The organism is Brevibacillus parabrevis, assembly GCF_022701015.1.
Lineage (GTDB): Bacteria > Bacillota > Bacilli > Brevibacillales > Brevibacillaceae > Brevibacillus > Brevibacillus parabrevis.
This window is the reverse complement of record NZ_CP064090.1, coordinates 4,855,001-4,874,724: the sequence shown is the minus strand read 5'-3', so window position 1 is coordinate 4,874,724 and position 19,724 is coordinate 4,855,001. Positions and strand designations below refer to the sequence as shown.

Sequence of the window (19,724 nt, the reverse complement as noted above, 5' to 3'; positions counted from 1 at the left end):
ATGGTGTGTAAAAAGGAGATCGTTCATCTGTGCTATCTGTAGAAATCCTCCACGAAGAAATCGAACCGCTTGATGAAAGCTTGCAAAAACTGATGACCGAATGCCTCGAAGCTTGCGCAAAGCTGGAGGACGTACAGGGAGAAGTCGTAGTGACTCTGGTCACCAATGAGCGAATCCATGAGCTGAACCGCGATTACCGCGGCGTGGATCGCCCAACCGACGTGTTGTCCTTCGCCATGAACGAGCCGGGCGAAGGCGAGATGGAAATCTTTTTCGACGAGGGCGAAGCGGACGAAGTTCCGAACATGCTGGGGGATATCATTATCTCTGTGCAAAAAGTCAAGGAGCAGGCCGAAGACTACGGCCACTCTTTCGAAAGAGAGCTGGGCTTCCTCGCTGTGCATGGCTTTCTCCATCTGCTCGGCTACGATCATGGTACGCCGGAAGAGGAGAAAGAAATGTTCTCCCGTCAGGAACAGGTTTTGGAGCAGATCGGCTTGACGAGGTAGGAGATTACGTTGAAAGAACTCCGAAGAATGGCGAGCAGCTTTTCGTACGCCATGCAAGGAATTGGGCATACCGTAAAGACACAGCGAAACATGCAAATCCACGTAGCCGCTGCTGTAATCGTTTTGGCGGCGGCCTGGTGGCTGCAAATTCCCCGCAGCGATGTTTTGCTGGTCTTTTTTTCTATCGGCCTTGTTTTTTCGCTGGAGCTGGTGAATACGGCCGTAGAAGCGACCGTTGACCTCGCTTCTCCCGAGTGGCATGAAAAGGCGAAAATAGCCAAGGATGCTTGCGCCGGAGCAGTGCTCGTAGCGGCTATCCTGTCTGCCATCATCGGGTTTATCGTCTTCGGGCCGCCGCTGCTGCAAAAAATAGCGGGGTAGCCGGAAGCAGCGATTTGACTGGGGAAACGCAAAGTTTGTGCCATGAGAACGACCGGACGGGCCTTACTGGGAGGCCGTAAAGTCTGGTCTCTTGGCGTCCCGTCGTCAGGATGGACCATAATGCGCCCCTTCAGAAAAAATAGTAGAGACTACGCATAAGAGGAATGATGAGAATGGATAAACAAGCATTGCTTGCTGGTGCGATCCAAGCAAGAGAACTGGCGTATGTGCCTTACTCCAAGTTTCAGGTTGGCGCAGCGCTGTTGTGTGAGAGCGGCAAGGTTTATTTGGGCGGCAATATCGAAAACGCTGCATACTCGCTGTGCAACTGCGCAGAGCGTACGGCCCTGTTCAAAGCTTATTCGGAGGGGGACCGCACGTTCAAGGCGCTGGCAGTGGCGGCGGACACCCCTGGAGCGGTGTCTCCGTGCGGCGCGTGCCGTCAGGTGTTGGCTGAGCTTTGCCCGCCGGACATGCCTGTATACTTGACCAACCTGAAAGGCGACGTCGAGGAAACAACAGTATCTGCCCTTTTGCCGGGGGCATTTTCCAAGGAGGATTTACGTGGATAACCGCAAGACCAAACAATCATTCAAATCAGGATTCGTATCTATCGTGGGGCGCCCGAACGTAGGGAAATCGACGCTGCTGAACCACGTCGTCGGCCACAAGATCGCAATCATGTCCAATAAGCCGCAAACGACGCGCAACAAAATCACCGCTGTTCATACGACGGAAGCAGGGCAAATCATCTTCATCGATACGCCGGGGATTCACAAGCCGCAATCCAAGCTGGGCAACTACATGGTGTCGGTGGCTGAAAATACGCTCAATGAAGTCGACCTCGTGCTGTTTGTGGTAGACGCGACCGAAAAGCGCGGAGCGGGTGACGACTACATCATCGAGCGGCTGAAGCAAGTTAAGACTCCGGTATTTTTGGTGATCAACAAAATTGACAAGGTTCATCCGGAAGCGCTGTTGCCGATTATCGACGATTACCGCCAGTTGTACGATTTCAAGCAGATCGTTCCGATTTCCGCCTTGGAGGGCAACAACACTGCTTCCTTGACCGAAGCGATCATGGGGGAAATGGAAGAAGGGCCGATGTTCTACCCGGCCGACCAGGTGACCGATCATCCGGAGCGTTTTGTCGTGGCCGAGTTGATTCGCGAAAAAGTTCTGCATTTGACCCGCGAAGAAGTGCCCCATTCGATTGCTGTCGTCGTGGAGGAAATGAAGCGCGGCGAAAACGGGAAGACGCTGTACATTTACGCGGCGATTTACGTGGAACGCGATTCGCAGCGCGGCATTTTGATCGGACAAAAAGGCCAGATGCTGAAAGAAATCGGCAGACGGGCGAGAAAAGATATCGAGCGGCTGATGGGGGATCAAGTATTCCTGGAGCTGTGGATCAAGGTGAAAAAGGACTGGCGCAACCAGGAGCGGATGCTGCGCAACTTCGGCTTTTACAACGAAGAATAGGCAGATGGCTGTCCTTCGTTTTCATTCGTGTTAATTTTTCCAAGGCATATAATAACGGGCGCAGGTGATTCTAAGAAGGAAGTGGATAGACCCGATACAGGAAAGGATGATGCTCCATGCTTCGTGACTTTTCTTGGAGAGTTTTCGCTTCAACCGGTGACATCCATGCTTACCTTCTCTACCGCGATCACCATCAGGCGGAAGGCTCTTCAGAAGACGTTCTGCTTGATTTTGCCCAGGAAGAATTGGGTGACTCGCAGGCATGCTTGTAAAATGGGAAGGGATTGTCATTCGCAGCGTGGACTATGGCGAGTCCAGCAAAGTGGTGACGTTGTTTACCAGGGAGAACGGCAAGCTAGGCGTGATGGCGCGCGGTGCTAAAAAGACCAAGAGCCGTCTTGCCGCCGTCTCCCAGTTGTTTTCGCACGGTTATTTTCTGTGCAAGGCAGGGCCCGGAGCGGGAATGCCCGATCTGTCGCAGGGTGACATCGTGGATTCCTTCCGGGACATGCGGCAAGCCCTCACTGCGACGGCTTATGCCGCTTACATAGCAGAGCTTTTGGATCGATTGACACATGAACGGGAGCCGAATCCGTATTTGTTCCAGCTATTGCTGCAGACGTTTCGCTATCTGGACGAAGGGGTGGACCCGGAAATTTTGTGCCGGATTTTCGAGGTGAAGATGCTGATTGTAGCCGGGATTTCGCCGCAGCTGTCAGCTTGTGCGAACTGCGGACAACAGCGGGAGCCTTATGCGATCAGCGTATCGCAGGGCGGGTTGCTGTGCCCGTCTTGCCAGCCATCAGACCCGTATGCACTGGCGGTCACGCCTTCTACCTGGAAGCTGTTGCGGCTGTTCCAGGTATTTGATTTGGAACGTTTGGGCGACATCGAGGTGAAGCCGGCGACGCGCAGCCAGCTCAAGCGTGTGATTCGCAGCTTCATGGACGAGCATCTTGATCTGAGGCTGAAAAGTCGCGCATTTCTGGAACAACTGGAGCGAATGGAAAGGATGGCCCAGTCCGACAGTGACTGATTGACATTCGATTTTCTTTTCGTTATGATAAGGAACAAACTTACATACCGAACGTTGCCATGAAGGAAAAGAGTAGTCGGCCACTGTGTGCAAAAAGCGAACCGGGGAAGGTGAAAGCCCGGTCACCACGCTGATGAAGGGCATTCCGGAGCAATTTGGTCTTTAGAAGGTGGGCGAAGAACGTATTCGCCAAGTAGGGTGGAACCGCGAGAATCCTCTCGTCCCTACACTGTCGTTTTGCAGACAGTGTAGAGGCGGGAGGTTTTTATTTTTGGAGGAGGAAAAGAGCATGAAAATGACATTTCAAGACATCATTTTGACGCTGCAAAACTTTTGGGCCAAGCAAAATTGCCTGATCGTGCAGCCGTACGACGTGGAAAAAGGAGCGGGTACACTGAACCCGATGACATTTTTGCGCTCCATCGGACCTGAGCCGTGGAACGTGGCGTACGTGGAGCCGTCCCGTCGCCCGGCGGACGGCCGCTACGGGGAAAACCCGAACCGTCTGTACCAGCACCACCAGTTTCAGGTGATCATGAAGCCGTCGCCGGACAACATCCAGGAGCTGTATTTGGAGAGTCTGCGCCAACTGGGGATTGAACCGCTGGAGCACGACATCCGCTTCGTGGAAGACAACTGGGAGCATCCGGGTCTGGGCGCATGGGGGCTTGGCTGGGAAGTGTGGCTCGACGGTATGGAAATCACCCAGTTCACCTACTTCCAGCAAGTCGGCGGTCTGGAGTGCAAACCGGTTGCCGTTGAGCTGACGTACGGTCTGGAACGCCTGGCTTCTTACATTCAGGAAAAGGAAAATGTGTTCGATCTGGAATGGTGCAACGGCTACACGTACGGAGACGTGTTCTTGCAGCCTGAATACGAGCACTCCAAATACACGTTTGAGCTGTCTGACGTAGACATGCTGTTCACGCTTTACAACACATACGAAGCAGAAGCAAAACGGCTGATGAAAGAGCGCCTGGTCTATCCGGCGTACGATTACGTGCTGAAATGTTCGCATACGTTCAACCTGCTGGACGCCAGAGGGGCGATCAGCGTGACAGAGCGCACCGGCTACATCGCACGTGTCCGCAATTTGTCCCGCGAAGTGGCACAAACGTACTACGCAGAGCGCGAGCGTCTCGGCTTCCCGCTTTTGAAAAAAGACGGCACACACGAGGAAGAAACGGCACAGGTGAAGGGAGAGGATACAAATGAGTAAACGCGATTTGCTCGTAGAAGTAGGTCTGGAAGAAATGCCAGCGCGGTTTGTGGCCCTGGCAGCATCGCAATTCAAGGAAAAAGTGGAGAAGTGGCTGACGGCAGAGCGCGTTCCCTTCGACCAGATTACTGCGCTGGAGACGCCACGCCGATTCGCTTTGCTGATTACCGGACTCGCTGAGAAGCAGCCGGATCGCAACGACGAAGCAAAAGGTCCGGCAAAGAAAATCGCACAGGACGAAGCGGGCAACTGGTCCAAGGCAGCGCTTGGCTTCGCACGCAGCAACAACGTCGACCCGAACGACTTGTACTTTAAAGAAGTGAACGGCGTGGAATACGTGCACGCGAGAAAAGCGGAAGCGGGCAAGGCGACGACAGAAATTTTGCCGCACCTCTCCGAAGTGATTGCAGGCATGAGCTTCCCGAAAAATATGCGCTGGGGCGCGAGAGACTTGAAATACGTTCGCCCGATTCGCTGGCTGGTAGCCCTGTTCGGCGATGAATTGATTGACCTGGAGATCGCCGGAGTAAAAAGCGGACGCATCTCCCGCGGCCATCGCTTCCTCGGGACGGAAGTGACGCTCGCTCACCCGAGTGAGTACGTAAGCAAGCTGGCGGAACAGCACGTCATGGTCGACCCGCAAGAGCGCAGGGCGACGATCGTGGAGCAAATCCGCCGTTTGGAGCAGGAACACGGCTGGACGATCCCGATGGATGAGGGGCTTCTGGATGAAGTCGTCCATCTGGTCGAGTATCCGACAGCGCTGTACGGCACGTTTGAAGCAGAGTTTTTGACGATCCCGCGCGAAGTACTGGTCACTTCCATGCGCGAGCATCAGCGTTACTTCCCGGTGGAAAATGCGCAGGGACAATTGCTCAATCATTTCGTTACCGTGCGCAACGGCGACAGCCGCGCTCTGGAAAATGTAGCAAAAGGAAACGAAAAAGTGCTGCGCGCCCGTCTGTCTGACGCCCGTTTCTTCTATGTAGAGGACCAGAAGCTGTCCATCGACAGCTGCCTGAAGCGGCTGGAGACAATCGTTTTCCACGAGGAGCTGGGAACGATTGGAGACAAGGTTCGCCGCGTGCGCAAAACAGCGGGTCTGATTGCAAGCAAGCTCGGAGTAAGTGCAGAAGAAGCCAAACAAGTAGACCGAATCGCAGAAATCGCCAAGTTCGACCTCGTGACCAACATGGTCGGCGAGTTCCCTGAACTGCAAGGCATCATGGGTGAGGATTACGCCCGCAAGGCAGGGGAGTCCGAACTCGTGGCGCGCGGTGTGTTCGAGCACTATTTGCCACGTTTCGCTGGCGACCTGATGCCTGCTTCCGCACAGGGAGCAATCGCGAGCATGGCTGACAAGCTGGATACGATCGTCGGCTGCTTTGCCATCGGGATCGTGCCGACAGGTTCCCAGGACCCATACGGTCTGCGCCGGATGGCAGCGGGGATTGTCAGCATCTTGCTGGAACGCAACTGGCAGCTGTCCCTCGACGAACTGTGGGATGCAGCGCTCGAAGGCTACAGTGCACAAGGCGTAAGCAAACGGACGGCAGAAGAAGTGAAAAAGGATCTGGTCGATTTCTTTGCCCTTCGTCTGAAAAACGTTCTGCAAGAAAACAACGTGCGCTACGATGTGATCGACGCCGTGTTGAGCGCAGATTTGACCAAAGTTCCCGATGTGCTGGCAAAAGCGAAGGCGCTGATGGCGACTGTTGCAGCTGAGGACTTCAAGCTGATCGTCGAGCAGTTTACGCGGGTGAACAACCTCGCGCAAAAAGCGGAATCCGACAGCGTGAACGAAGCGCTGTTCGCCGAAGAAGCCGAGCGCAATCTGTACCAGTCTTACCAGTCTGTCGCCAAAGAAGTGCAAGGACTGGATGACCAAGCGAAAATTTTGGCGACGCTCTCGACGCTGCGCGAGCCGATTCAGGCGTTTTTCGATAAAGTCATGGTTATGGCGGAAGATCAGGCTGTTCGCGCGAACCGACTGGGCATGCTTCTTTGCATCTCCCGTCTTTTGAACGCCTATGCCGATTTCGCGAAAATTGTATTTGCCTAACAACGAATAGGCTGGTGCCTCCGTCCTATAATGAGACGGGGGCACCTTTTTTCCGCGCGAAAGAAGGAATATCCGGTCGAATAGAGTAATACTAGGAAGAGGTAAAGACAGAACCGGGGTGATTGGTCATCGAGCTTACCAAGCGTCAAGAGCAGATCTTACAGATAGTGAAGGATGACGGGCCGATTACGGGCGAGCATATCGCGGAGCGCCTCAATCTGACTCGCGCTACTTTGCGCCCTGATCTCTCCATCCTCACGATGTCAGGATATTTAGAAGCCAGACCTCGGGTCGGGTATTTTTATGCCGGCAGACCAGCAAGCTCCGTCATTAGTGAACGGCTTCACAAACTGATCGTCAATGATTACAAGGCGGTGCCGATCGTAGTTTCCGAGTCCGCCTCCGCTTACGATGCAATCGTTACCCTCTTTCTGGAGGATGTCGGAACGTTGTTCGTCGTCAATCAAAAAGGATATTTGGCTGGCGTCATCTCCCGCAAGGACCTTTTGCGCGCTTCGCTCGGCAACAAGACGCTGGAAGATGTGCCGGTCAGCATCATCATGTCCAGGATGCCGAATATCATCACTTGTGGCCCGGAGGAAACCTTGTACGCAGCGGCGAAGAAGCTGATCGATTTTCAGATCGACTCCTTGCCTGTCGTACGACCCAGCGATGAGGACCCGAGACAGATGGAATTGATGGGACGGGTTACGAAGACGACGATCGCCAAAGCATTTGTTGAATTGGGCAGCGAACCGAAAGTGTAGGAGGAGAATGGATGCAAGGTAACCAACAAGGACAGCTCATCTACGTGGTCTCGGACTCCATTGGCGAAACGGCTGAGCTTGTCGTTCGCGCAGGAGCCAGTCAATTTGACCGTTTTTTGTTCGATGTGCAAAAGTATCCCTACATAGAAGACAAGGAATCCATCGACGAAATCATTGCCTCTGCAAAAGAATCGAAGGCGATGATCGTCTTTACGCTGGTCATCCCGGAATTGAACGCCTATATCACCCAGCAGGCGGCGATCCACAGCATTCCGGCCATTGACGTCATGGGTCCGCTCATGAACACGCTGCAAGGCATGCTGAAGGAGCCGCCGACTGGCAAGCCGGGGCTTGTGCGCAGACTGGACGAGGAGTATTTCCGCAAGGTGGACGCCATCGAGTTCGCCGTTAAGTACGATGACGGACGCGATCCACGCGGACTTTTGCGGGCGGACGTTGTGCTGATCGGCGTATCGCGCACCTCCAAGACGCCGCTCTCCATGTACTTGGCAAACAAGCGCCTGAAAGTGGCGAACGTTCCGCTTGTCCCGGAAGTGGAGCCGCCAGAAGAGCTGTTCCAGCTTCCGCAGGAGCGGTGTATCGGGTTGACCATCAATCCGGAGCAGTTGAACGGCATTCGTACCGAACGACTCAAAGCGCTCGGATTGACGGCGCAAGCCAATTACGCGAACCTGGACCGGATTACAGAGGAGCTTGCTTACTCCAAGCGGATTATTGACCGATTGGGCTGCAAGGTCATTGACGTTTCCAACAAGGCAGTAGAGGAAACAGCCAACATCATTTTGGAGATCATTCGCAAAAACAATCTCCGAAGTGAAAGGAAATAGGTCAAAAGAAGGAATTTGACGACTTTTGTAGAAAATCAGTTAGGAAAGGTTTGTTCCCCAGGAGCCGCAAGAGCGTTTATTGCTCGCGGAAATGTGGAAAAGTAGAAAAGAAGAAAAGAAGTTTAAGACAAAGAAGGAATTTGACGAATTTTGACGAACTAAATAATCTCATCGTGCGATTCTCCTAAAAAGGTGGAAAGACATGACAGGTCCCACTTCAGATGAATTTGTGAACCAAGTGCGTGCCGCTGTCGACATCGTAGACGTTGTAGGAGAGTACGTTCAACTGAGAAAAAGCGGTCGTGCCTTTCTCGGTCTATGTCCGTTTCACTCTGAAAAGAGCCCTTCCTTCAATGTGAATGCAGAGCGACAGTTTTTTCATTGCTTTGGCTGCGGGGCAGGTGGGGATGTCTTTTCCTTTTTAATGAAACTGGAGCAGCTGACGTTCCCAGAGGCATTGCACAAATTGGCGGAGCGTGCCGGGATCGCCGTGCCCCAGACACAGCAAGTAGAGGAATCTCCAGAAAAGCGCTCGAAGCAAGCCATGCAGGAAGCGCATCAGCTTGTCGCGAAGCTGTACCACTACGTGCTGACGGAGACGCCATATGGCGTGGAGGCGATGAAGTATTTAGCCAAGCGCGGAATGTCTCCTCAGACGATTGCCGAGTTTCAGATCGGCTTTGCCCCGGATTCCTGGGATTTCGTGACGCAGTTTTTGAAAAAACGGCGTTTTTCACAGGAGTTGATGGTGGACGCTGGTCTCTTGGCAAAAAGCGATGGAGGAAAAGTATTTGATCGCTTCCGGGGACGAATTATGTTCCCGATCCAGGACACTCAGGGAAATGTCATCGGATTCGGCGGCCGCCTCTTGGCCGGCTCTCAGCCAAAATCTCAACCGAAGTATTTAAACAGCCCGGAAAGCCTTTTGTTTAACAAAAGCGCTACCCTGTTCAACCTTCACCGTGCCCGTCCGTATATTAGAAAGAGGAAGCAGGCACTACTGTTTGAAGGGTATGTCGATGTCATTTCGGCATGGCAGGCGGGTTTTCCCCAAGGAGTTGCTACGCTGGGGACCGCTTTGACCGAGCAGCAGGCAAGGATGATTCGCCGCAATGTCGATTCGGTCGTGCTGTGTTACGACGGAGATGCTGCTGGTCAGGAAGCGACAAGCAAGGCAATCCACATACTGCAGCAGGCGGGTCTCATCGTTCGGGTAGCTCCTTTGCCGCAAGGTGTCGATCCAGATGATTACATACGCCAGCACGGTGCTGAAGCCTTTTCTCAGCAAGTGCTGCTGCAGGCGATGCCGGTTACGGCTTTTCGCTTGAAACATTTACGAAGCCAGATCGTAATACATGATGAGACGGACAAGGCCCGCTTGATCGCCAAAGCCGTGGAAATCATCAACGAGCTGGAAAGCCCGGTGGAGCGGGATATGTATTTGCGGCAATTGGCGGATGAATATTCCCTTACTCTCGGTGATTTGAAATGGGAGTCCAAACGCGTTTATAAACAGCAAAAAAGTGAACGCCAAAGGGATAAAGTGCCGTCAGCATGGAATAATAGTATAAATAATGGCAAAGTTACGCTCGCGAAAACACTGCCACCCGCTTACCACACGGCTGAGCGCATGCTGCTGTACTACATGATGCGGAATGAAGAAATCGCCGCCCGCGTCCAGGAGGAATGCAGCGCCCACTTTCAAGTGGACGAACACGATGCGCTGGCTGCCTACCTGTACGCCTACTACGCAGAGGGAAACCCGGAAGACCCTGGAGGGTTCATACATTACGTGCAAGACGATTTGTTAAAGCAATTAGCCTCGGGATTGGCCATGATGGAGTGCAAGGAAGACGTATCCGATTTAGAGATCGGTGACTACATCAAACAAGTGAATAACTACCCGAAGCGTGCCGAGTTGGAACGATTGCGCGATGAGCAGCGGAGCTTACACCTCCAAGCGGCCGCAGCGGACAGCGAGGATGCGCGCAAACAACTGGAAATTCAAGCTGCCTTAACAGGGATGAAGATTCTTGAATTGGAAAATGCTTTAAAAGAAGGGTAGCTTCAGATCATTCCCGGGGAAGGAGGGAAAGTAGATGAACAAGCAAAATATCACTTCTGACATGGAAGCAATGTCCATCGAACAAGTGAAGGAGCAGTTGGTCGAATTAGGCAAGAAACGCGGCGTTTTGTCGTACAAGGAAATTACAGATCGCCTCGCAGCATTTGAACAGGATTCCGATCAGATGGATGAGTTTTTCGAATACCTGGGTGATCAAGGTATCGAGATTAACAACAATGAGAATGACGACGACGATGAAGTCGACGAAATGATCATGAAGGATGAGGACAACGAAGAATTCGACTTTGACGATCTCTCCGTTCCACCTGGAATTAAGATCAATGACCCTGTACGGATGTACCTGAAAGAAATCGGTCGTGTTCCTCTGCTCTCCGCAGAAGAGGAGATCAAACTGGCCCAGCGGATTGAGCAAGGGGATGAGGAAGCGAAGAGACGACTGGCCGAAGCAAACTTGCGGTTGGTTGTATCGATTGCCAAGCGTTATGTAGGACGCGGCATGTTGTTCCTTGACCTGATTCAGGAAGGAAACATGGGACTGATTAAAGCGGTAGAAAAATTTGATTACCGCAAAGGCTACAAGTTCAGTACGTACGCGACTTGGTGGATTCGTCAGGCGATTACGCGCGCGATTGCAGACCAGGCACGTACGATCCGGATTCCGGTGCATATGGTGGAAACCATCAACAAGCTGATTCGTGTTTCCCGTCAGCTTCTTCAGGAGCTTGGACGCGAGCCGATGCCGGAAGAAATCGCGGAAAAAATGGATCTGACCCCGGAAAAGGTTCGGGAAATCATGAAGATTGCTCAAGAGCCTGTTTCGCTGGAAACGCCGATCGGGGAAGAAGACGATTCTCACCTGGGCGACTTCATCGAAGATCAGGACGCGCTGGAGCCATCTGATGCTGCTGCGTATGAACTGTTGAAAGAGCAGCTCGAAGACGTGCTGGACACGTTGACTGATCGTGAAGAAAACGTTCTTCGCTTGCGCTTCGGTCTGGATGACGGACGTACCCGCACACTGGAAGAAGTGGGCAAAGTATTCGGCGTCACTCGTGAGCGCATCCGTCAAATTGAGGCGAAAGCACTACGCAAACTTCGTCATCCGAGTAGAAGCAAACGCTTAAAAGATTTCTTGGAATAGCCGATATAAGAAGTATGTGGCCTACGTTTTAGCCGACGTAGGCTTTTCTTTTTCTACATCATTTTCTGTCACGAGTAAGGAGGGGCCGCGTTGGACGACCAGCGCAAGCGAACCATCATAGCTGAGATTGAAAACTGGCGGCGCAATCATCTGCTGCCTGAACATTACTGCATTTTCCTGTTAAACCTGTATACAGAAGGGGATCGACCGAGCACTCCCGCATCCGCGGGCAGGGGAGAAGGGAAGAGAGCGGATGCGCTGGCATCTGGAGCAGGGATTGCGACAGGCAACTCATCGCCATCTGCATCGTATGCCTACGCAACCAGAACGGTTGCTCCGGTTACGGGAAAAATGGTGATGGCCTGGCTCCTTGGCGCCTTTGTTATTGCTGGTTTGATCTTGCTTGCTTTTCATTTTAACCGTTTTACGACACCAATGCAAATTACCATCTTTGCCTGTTTCGCTCTCGTTTTCTATATTCTGGGATACGCATTTCGCCGCCAGGCACCCCCGCTGACCCATTTGTTTCTAACGTTTTGCTTCGTCTTGCTCATCGCGGGAGGAATTTATTGCATTCAGCAACTGAACGGCTCCATGGCACTGACTCTTTTGTATTTAGGCGTGATTTGCGTGCTTTTGTGCCTGAGTGCCTTCATTTTTGGCTACGCCTATTTGCTTTACTGCGGCATGCTCGGCTTGGCGCTTATTTACGGCTTTGCTACCGTGCAGCGCATCGGGGAAGGCTACACGTGGTGGAAATCGGAGCTTTACTGGGTTCCGCTTGCTTGCCTGCTGACAGGGCTTGGCTTTTTAATGAACAGCGGAAATCCGAAGTGGGCGGGAGTTTTTGCTGTGTGCGGACTGATTTCGTTCTTTGGCGCAGAGATTCAGGCGCTGTACATTTCGGAAGCGAAGCGTGATGTGATCCAGCTTTTGTTGTTCATCAAAGTCTTTTTGGCTTCCGCACTCTTTTTCTTCACGCGCGGCTATTGGTACACCTGGCTCCGCTTATGATGATCCTCCCGTTTTTTTCGGCTGACCGATTTGTTACAATTGGGTTAGAGAGAAAATGAGGTGAGGGTAATTGGAGAGCAAAACGAAGGTGTTGATCGGCATATTGCTGGCTGTCGTCTTTCTCGCGGGGGAAACGGCTGCACAGTTGATGGGTGCAAAAACATACAGCATCGGATACATATTGGGCGCTCTTGCTTTTGTCGGAGCGATCTTCATAGGAGCACGCCAGCGATAGGCGTGTTTTTTTTGTGGAAATCACACATACAAGCCAATCGTGGTGTATAATGGAAAGAGTATTCTGAACAAACGCTCAGTCATAATAGTGCTTGTCTTGGTATTTCTTAACTAAAGCGTTTTCAAGGGGGCAGCGAAACATGAATTTCGATTTGACTGTCGAGCAGCAAATGCTCAAAAAAATGATGCGGGAGTTTGCCGATGAAGTCGTAGCGCCTGGCGCAGATGAGCGGGACCGCACCAAGCAATTTCCTGTCGAAATATTCAAGCAGATGAGCGAGTTGAACTTGATGGGTCTGCCGTTTCCGGAAGAGTACGGCGGAGGAGGGGGCGACTCTACGAGCTTTGCGATTGTGGTCGAAGAGTTGAGTCGGGCTTGCGGCTCCACAGGGATTACGTATTCGGCGCACATCTCGCTTGGCGGCGCTCCGCTGTATCTGTTTGGAACTGAGGAGCAGAAGCAGAAGTATTTGAGCAAAGTCTGTTCCGGTGAGAGCTTCGGGGCATTTGGCCTCACAGAACCAAACGCAGGCTCGGATGCAGGCGGCACGAAGACGACGGCCGTTTTGTCTGACCGGGAATGGGTGATCAACGGTTCCAAATGTTTTATTACGAACGCTTCCTACGCATCGTTTCTGGCGTTGACAGCCGTGACGGACAAGGATAAAGGCTCACGGGGCATTTCTGCCTTTATCGTCCCGACAGACGCTCCTGGCTTCAGTGTTTTGGCGAACTACGAGAAGCTTGGCCTGCACAGCTCCAATACGACAGAGCTGGTGCTGGAAAATGTCCGTGTGCCCGAAGAAAACATACTCGGCAAACGCGGAGAGGGCTTCAAGCAATTTTTGATTACGCTCGATGGCGGACGTATCGGGATCGGTGCGATGGCGGTAGGAATCGCGCAGGCAGCCTACGACAAAGCCCTGCAATACGCGAAGCAGCGCACCGCTTTTGGCAATTCGTTGAGCCAGTTCCAGGCAATTCAGCACAAGCTGGCTGATATGGCCATGCAAATCGACCTGGCGAGAACGATGGTCTACAAAGCAGCGTGGCTCAAGGACCACGGGCGCAAGTTTACAAAAGAAGCGGCTATGGCGAAGCTTTACGCGTCGGAAGTAGCGATGTCCGCTACCCATCAGGCGATTCAGATTCACGGCGGCTACGGTTATATGCGCGAGTATCAGGTGGAGCGTTTCTTCCGCGATGCCCGCTTGCTGGAAATCGGAGAAGGTACGTCAGAAATTTTGCGCAACGTCATCGCAAGAGAAATCGGCTGCTAACATTATTTGGACAATCTGGAATCCTCGCTGCTCGTCCGGCGAGGATTTTGTCGTTCTTTGCGCGACGGCTGTCAGCGATTTTGCATTTCGCAATTGCTGCCAAATAGGGTAGAATAGAGGCAACGGAAGGTGAAGACATAAATGACATCATTAACAATTTCCAAGCGGCTGCAAACGATTGCCCGCTACTGTCCAGAAGGAGCCCGCGTCGCCGACATCGGGTCGGATCATGCGTTGTTGGCTTCTTATTTGCTTGTAAAAGGAATTGCCTCGTTCGTAATTGCCGGAGAGTTGAACGAAGGTCCTTTTCAGGCAGCCAAAAAGCAAATACATACGCTGCAACTCAAAGATCGTGCCGCAGTCAGAAAAGGAAACGGCCTTGCCGTGCTCGAACCGGGCGAAGTTGACGTCGTCTGCATTGCCGGAATGGGCGGACAACTGATCGTTTCCATTTTGGAGGACGGACTTCTTAAGCTGGAAGGGGTCCAGCGCCTGATTCTGCAGCCGAATGTAGGGGAAGAGATCGTGCGTCGCTGGATGCTGAAACAAGGCTGGCAATTGGTTGCCGAGACGATTTTGCAAGAAGACGGCATCATTTACGAGATATTGGTGGCAGAACGGGGAGCGCCCCTTTTTCCTTACGAAAACAAAGATCGTCCGCAAGAAGACCTCATCCGCATCGGTCCGTTCCTCTGGGAAGAAAAGTCGCCCATTCTCGCGGAAAAATGGCAGCATGAAAGAGAAAAGTGGCAAAAGGTCCTGGGCCAGCTGAAGCGGTCGGACAAGCCGGAAGCCGCCCAGAGAATTGCGGAAATCGAACAAGAAGTCAAATGGATAGATGAGGTGATCGCATGCTTGCACACGGACAAACCGTAATTCAGTACGTAGAGCGTTTGGCGCCAAAATCGTTGGCGATGGAAGGGGATAAAATCGGTCTCCACGTAGGCACGCTGCAAAAGAAAGTGCAAAAAGTCATGGTCGCGCTTGACGTGCTCGAATCCGTGGTGGATGAAGCTATTGCCGAAGGGGTAGACTTGATCGTCGCTCACCACGCCGTCATTTACCGTCCGCTCAAGCATTTGCGGACAGACCTGGCGGCAGGGCGCGTTTTTGAAAAGTTGATCAAACATGACATCGCGGTTTATACCGCTCATACGAATCTGGATGTGGCAGTAGGAGGCATGAACGATTGGCTGGCTGAAGCCATCGGACTGGTCGACCTGGACGTTTTGGATGTGCTGCAAAAAGAAGCGTGGAAAAAGCTCGTCGTCTTCGTTCCGGCGACACACAAAGAGGCTGTGTTTACCGCTATGTCCGAGGCGGGTGCAGGACACGTCGGCAACTACAGCCATTGCTCCTTCCAGGTGGAAGGGACAGGAACCTTTTTGCCAGGAGACGAAACCAATCCGCATATCGGCTCGCAAGGCAAGCTGGAGCATGTCGAGGAAGTGCGGATCGAGATGGTAGTGCCTGCTTCCCGACAAGCGGCTGTCATCAAAGCGATGCAAGCCGCTCATCCTTACGAGGAAGTGGCTTATGATGTGATTCCGCTGGACCAATCCGGCCAGGCGTACGGCATTGGCCGAATCGGCTACTTGCCGACTCCGCTGACCTTGCGTGATTTGGCCCAACTGGTGAAAGAACGCTTTTCGCTGCAAGGGCTTCGCGTCGTTGGAAATCTCGATGAAACGGTCAAAAAGGTGGCTGTTGTAGGCGGGGATGGCAGTTCTTTTGCTTCCAAGGCGATTTTCAAAGGCGCAGATGTGCTCCTGACGGGAGATATCGGCTACCATATCGCCCACGATGCGCAGGCGGACGGGCTTTCCATCATTGATGCCGGCCACAATATTGAGAAAATCATGAAACAAAAACTGGCGGATTACTTGCTGGAACAGTTGAAAGCAAATGGCTACGAAACAAAAGTGGTTGCTTCCTCTGTGCACACGGACCCGTTTCAATTTGTATAGTGCAAACGTCGGCACAAACGTTTTGTTGCCGTCTAGCTGAAGTGTAGGAGGATTTCGTGTGCAAAAACTAATTCGAGCGCTCTCAAGCGGGTTGCTTGTCGCTGCCTTGCTCACCCCCGGCGTCGCTTCTGCGGCTGGGGGCTTTCTGCCCTATTCGGACATTAGCAACCATTGGGCCAAAGCGTCTATTATTCGAGGTGTACAGGCTGGACTTTTTGCAGCTGGTACTGACGCTCCGCACTTTTACCCGAATCGCGATATGTCGCGCGCTGAATTTTTGGCGTTGATGGATCGGTTGTACAACGGGGGGCAGTATCAGCTCTACCCGTTGACGTTTTTGTCTGAACATGCGGAATGGTCAAAAGGGGAAGGCTTTGACCAACCGTATCTTCCTTATAAAGACGTCGATCGTCTGACGTGGGTGTACAATCCGACTTTGCGTGTAGCGATTGTACTGGACAGGCTGTATGGCCCGAATGCGATCCAGCAAGTTTTTCCGGGGGAAGAAATGAAGCCGGACCAGCCGATTACGCAAGAAGAAGCGGCAAAGCTCATGCAAATGTTCACGATGTCGCCCGACAGCAGCAAAGCGTGGGAAGAAGTCAAGGCTTGGAAGTGGCTTGAAGGAGACAGAACGGACAAATTGAAGCGGGGAGAGGCAGCAGCGGCTGCCGACCGCATGATTACTTACTTGGTGCAGGATACGATTTTGCCGCTGTTGGATTATGATGGTACGAAGTTTCCGATGGTTCCGGAGATTGAGGAACTTTTCCCTTATTTCGAAACGTACACCGCTCCAAAGTCAAAGCAGGAAGCAGCATATGTCAGCGCTGTTGACGCGATTCGCAACCATGAAGACTCCGAAGCGACTTTTGAATTGCTGCGAGCGCTTGCGGACACGACATTTGCGAACCGGATCGGGCTTCATTTTTATTTGAGCTGGGACCCGGGCACAGAGATTTCCACCAATCTGGATGAAGCGATGAGTGCCATTGACGCGTATTTCGCCAACAAAATCATTTTGCCGGACACGCTCAGACTGTTGAGTGCCAATGTGTATGATTTGGCTTTGCAGCAAGCCGGGAAAGACCAGAAGCAATTCGCGAAGGTGCTGGAGCGGTTAAGCACCTATGAACAAAAAGTGAAGCCAAATTCAAAAGAGTGGGAAGCGTTGGCCATCTACCTCGGTGCGTTGGAGATCAAGAGCGGGCAAACGGAAAAAGCGTTGGAGCGCTACAAGCAATTTTCCGCCAACAATCCGGAAGCGCTGCTCAACGCTTGCTATTACTTGTACCAGGAAGGCAGGTTGGAAGAGGCGAGTGCCCTGCTTGCGACCGTAAAGCCGAATGCTTCCGACAGTCGAATGGTTCAGTTGGGCAAGCTGTTGCGCCAGGAATTGACTTCTTTGCAGGAGCAGTCTGCGATTGTAAGCGACCTTGGTTACTCGCTGCGCCGTCTCGACAACGCCGATTCGTATCAGGTTCAAGGAGAGGCTGTGCTTAGCGGTTTCAGCTTTAAGTATACGCAGGAGATTGACCAGCGCAGCCAGGTAAGCAGGCTCAACGGATTTTATCAATCGCCGCAAAAGTTGGTATCGGACAAGCTTGCTACCTATACAGACGGCAGCAAACATATCCAATACTCGTACGACTCCGAAAAGCAGAGATGGGATCGGCATAGCACGAACAATCTCGACTTTTTGCATGAGTGGGTCGGTGCCTTGCCGGTTGCAGAGCGGGCGAACAAGCTGCACGCGCGCTACTTCAAGCAGACTTTCGGCGAGATGGAAGTGATTACGGAATGGATTCCGGGAAGTGTGCTTGCAGAACAATCGGCCTCTTTGCTGCTGGAGCGTGGCAAAGTCAAAGATGTGCCACTGTTCATGAACAAATACTACATCGACAAATCTACTGATCGCGTTGTCAAGCATACGTGGCGATACGAGGAGATTTATTCGAGCGATGAGTACGTGGCCTATTCGGGCACAGATCAATACGATTACGCAAAAAGCATCAAGCTGTCGATTCCAGAGGAAGTACGAAAAGGGGTGACTCCATGAAGCGGTTTAGTCGATGGATACTGACTGCCCTGCTTGCTGTATCGGTATGGCAACAGGTGCCAGCCCAGGCAGCAGAAAATCCTTATGTGGAAACAGAAGAAGTATTCCGATACGTCATGGAGAGCCATTTAAGCAAGCCGCAAGCGGCAAAGCTGGTCAAAGGTGCGCTCGAATCCGTCAGTGAACAGGCGAAGGAGCGCAAGGATTTGCCGCTTGTCGTATCCGCCGAGGATGATACATTTGGAGAACTCGTCCAACGATTGGCTGAGTGGCAGAAAAAAGGTGGATTTGATGCCGCTTCGATGAACACATGGGCAATCGACGGGATGCTCTCCACGCTCGACGATCCGCACACCGTCTTTTTTACAGCAGATGAACTGCGGCTATTCCAGTCCGATGTGGAAAATCAGTTTGTCGGATTCGGCTTCCGTCTGCGGATGCAAAACGACCATATCATCATTCGCGAAATCGTCTCCGGTTCTCCGGCCGCAGCATCTGTCCTCAAGCGTGGCGACCAGTTGCTGAAGGTGGGAGACGTCTCCCTGGTGGGGAAAAGCTTTGAGGAATCGTATGCTTACTTGAAAGGTGCAGAAGGAACCGAAGCCGTATTGGTCGTATATCGCCCTTCCGAAAAGCGTGAGCTTCAGGTCAAGCTGAAAAGAGCGCTGATGACACTTCCGGAAGCGGAAGGTCAGTTGTTTGACAAAGGGTCGGTCGGCTACATCAGTCTGGAAACGTTCGGGTCTGATGGCGCTGTGCAAATGCGCGACAAACTGCTTGAATTTGCACGCTCCCAAAAGCAGCTGACCGGGCTTGTCCTGGACTTGCGTGACAATGGCGGCGGCTATTTGAGTACGGCGCGAGACATCGCAAGCCTGTTCATGGAAGACGGACTGCTCATGTATACGACAAACCGCAACGGTGTGGAAGTGGAGACATGGGTACGCAACGGCCGGGACATCGGCATTCCTGTACGCATTTTGGTGAATGGCGGAACCGCTTCTGCTTCCGAGCTTCTGTCCGGCGCTTTGCGCGATCACGGCATTGCCAAGCTGGTCGGAACGAAGACGTATGGCAAAGGCAGCGCACAGCAAGTGATTCCGTTGTCAGAAGGGGATGCGCTCAAGCTGACACTGAACGAATATTTCACCCCCAAGCATACGGTCGTCAACCATATCGGTCTTACGCCAGACTTGGTCGTGGAAGATTACGGCGCACAAGTGGTCGAAGCTCTGCAATCCTTGAATGTACGCGCTTGGGAACTGAGCGATGAGGATGGGGATACTGTAATCAACGGCATCCCGTTCCCGACAGTCGAACCGCTTTTCAAACAAGGAACAGGAGGGCTGCAAGTCCGGGCAGCTATTTTGTCGCACTTATTGAAAGATCCGGCCATCGGCGAGAATGAATACGTGGAGCTTGCTCCTTATTTGAAAAAGCACCCTGCCCTGAAAGTGCAAAGCAAGGGTGGATTCCACTTCTTGACCTATACTTCCTAGTAAAAAGACAAGCCGTTGCTGTTGATTGCAGCAAAGGCTTGTTTTTTTCTGTGAAAAACGTCTCACCGTTTTGTTGCGGGTATAGTCGGAAGCAGGAAGCAGAACACTATCAGGTGCGACACTAATGACGAACGAAGGAT

19 protein-coding genes are annotated in these 19,724 nt (G+C 52.5%); all 19 read left to right on the top strand.

Annotated elements, in window-relative coordinates; genetic code table 11:
- Positions 1-29: 29 nt before the first annotated feature.
- The 19 genes from ybeY to IRJ17_RS22295 all read left to right on the top strand — a co-directional run bounded on the left by ybeY (position 30) and on the right by IRJ17_RS22295 (position 19,584).
- Positions 30-509: an rRNA maturation RNase YbeY gene (gene ybeY / locus IRJ17_RS22385; RefSeq protein ID WP_122964087.1), complete on the top strand. Its 480-nt coding sequence runs from the start codon at positions 30-32 to the stop codon at positions 507-509.
- A 9-nt stretch (positions 510-518) separates the two neighbouring features.
- Complete coding sequence (locus tag IRJ17_RS22380; protein WP_122964086.1) at positions 519-890, top strand: diacylglycerol kinase family protein; 372 nt, start codon at positions 519-521, stop codon at positions 888-890.
- Between the two features lie 173 nt (positions 891-1,063).
- Entirely contained in the window at positions 1,064-1,462 is a 399-nt protein-coding gene (gene cdd, locus IRJ17_RS22375; protein WP_063231406.1) for a cytidine deaminase, read from the top strand.
- Positions 1,455-2,372, top strand: a complete 918-nt coding sequence (era, locus tag IRJ17_RS22370) for a GTPase Era (protein WP_122964085.1) — start codon at positions 1,455-1,457, stop codon at positions 2,370-2,372. Before cdd ends, era begins: the two co-directional genes overlap by 8 nt.
- 116 nt (positions 2,373-2,488) lie before the next feature.
- Positions 2,489-2,644: a YqzL family protein gene (locus IRJ17_RS22365; protein WP_083955823.1), complete on the top strand. Its 156-nt coding sequence runs from the start codon at positions 2,489-2,491 to the stop codon at positions 2,642-2,644.
- A complete protein-coding gene (gene recO / locus IRJ17_RS22360; RefSeq protein WP_242771953.1) occupies positions 2,635-3,408 on the top strand; it encodes a DNA repair protein RecO in 774 nt (257 codons plus the stop codon). The genes IRJ17_RS22365 and recO overlap by 10 nt, the downstream gene beginning before the upstream one ends.
- Before the next feature lie 295 nt (positions 3,409-3,703).
- Positions 3,704-4,627, top strand: a complete 924-nt coding sequence (glyQ, locus tag IRJ17_RS22355; RefSeq protein ID WP_063231428.1) for a glycine--tRNA ligase subunit alpha — start codon at positions 3,704-3,706, stop codon at positions 4,625-4,627.
- Positions 4,620-6,689, top strand: coding sequence for a glycine--tRNA ligase subunit beta (glyS, locus tag IRJ17_RS22350; RefSeq protein ID WP_217022447.1), 2,070 nt, complete (start codon positions 4,620-4,622; stop codon positions 6,687-6,689). Before glyQ ends, glyS begins: the two co-directional genes overlap by 8 nt.
- A gap of 122 nt (positions 6,690-6,811) precedes the next feature.
- Positions 6,812-7,456, top strand: a complete 645-nt coding sequence (ccpN, locus tag IRJ17_RS22345; protein WP_063231410.1) for a transcriptional regulator CcpN — start codon at positions 6,812-6,814, stop codon at positions 7,454-7,456.
- A gap of 11 nt (positions 7,457-7,467) precedes the next feature.
- Positions 7,468-8,304 (top strand): pyruvate, water dikinase regulatory protein, encoded by an 837-nt coding sequence (locus IRJ17_RS22340; RefSeq protein WP_063231411.1) that lies wholly within the window; start codon positions 7,468-7,470, stop codon positions 8,302-8,304.
- A gap of 202 nt (positions 8,305-8,506) precedes the next feature.
- On the top strand, positions 8,507-10,369 hold the full coding sequence (gene dnaG / locus IRJ17_RS22335) for a DNA primase (protein WP_122964082.1): 1,863 nt from the start codon (positions 8,507-8,509) through the stop codon (positions 10,367-10,369).
- A 34-nt stretch (positions 10,370-10,403) separates the two neighbouring features.
- Positions 10,404-11,531 carry an RNA polymerase sigma factor RpoD gene (gene rpoD / locus IRJ17_RS22330; protein WP_063231413.1) on the top strand — a complete coding sequence of 376 codons (1,128 nt, stop codon included), beginning with the start codon at positions 10,404-10,406 and terminating at the stop codon, positions 11,529-11,531.
- Between the two features lie 90 nt (positions 11,532-11,621).
- The gene (locus tag IRJ17_RS22325; protein ID WP_242771952.1) at positions 11,622-12,545 is read left to right on the top strand and encodes a hypothetical protein; all 924 of its coding nucleotides are present in this window, start codon (positions 11,622-11,624) and stop codon (positions 12,543-12,545) included.
- 70 nt (positions 12,546-12,615) lie between these two features.
- Positions 12,616-12,780: a hypothetical protein gene (locus IRJ17_RS22320; protein WP_167470280.1), complete on the top strand. Its 165-nt coding sequence runs from the start codon at positions 12,616-12,618 to the stop codon at positions 12,778-12,780.
- Between the two features lie 139 nt (positions 12,781-12,919).
- Positions 12,920-14,059: an acyl-CoA dehydrogenase gene (locus tag IRJ17_RS22315; protein ID WP_063231415.1), complete on the top strand. Its 1,140-nt coding sequence runs from the start codon at positions 12,920-12,922 to the stop codon at positions 14,057-14,059.
- Between the two features lie 141 nt (positions 14,060-14,200).
- Entirely contained in the window at positions 14,201-14,935 is a 735-nt protein-coding gene (locus tag IRJ17_RS22310) for a tRNA (adenine(22)-N(1))-methyltransferase (protein ID WP_242771951.1), read from the top strand.
- Positions 14,911-16,026, top strand: coding sequence for a Nif3-like dinuclear metal center hexameric protein (locus IRJ17_RS22305; protein ID WP_173598580.1), 1,116 nt, complete (start codon positions 14,911-14,913; stop codon positions 16,024-16,026). The genes IRJ17_RS22310 and IRJ17_RS22305 overlap by 25 nt, the downstream gene beginning before the upstream one ends.
- Positions 16,027-16,084: 58 nt before the next feature.
- Positions 16,085-18,085: an S-layer homology domain-containing protein gene (locus IRJ17_RS22300; protein WP_242771950.1), complete on the top strand. Its 2,001-nt coding sequence runs from the start codon at positions 16,085-16,087 to the stop codon at positions 18,083-18,085.
- Positions 18,082-19,584 carry a S41 family peptidase gene (locus IRJ17_RS22295; protein ID WP_173598579.1) on the top strand — a complete coding sequence of 501 codons (1,503 nt, stop codon included), beginning with the start codon at positions 18,082-18,084 and terminating at the stop codon, positions 19,582-19,584. Before IRJ17_RS22300 ends, IRJ17_RS22295 begins: the two co-directional genes overlap by 4 nt.
- Positions 19,585-19,724: the final 140 nt, after the last annotated feature.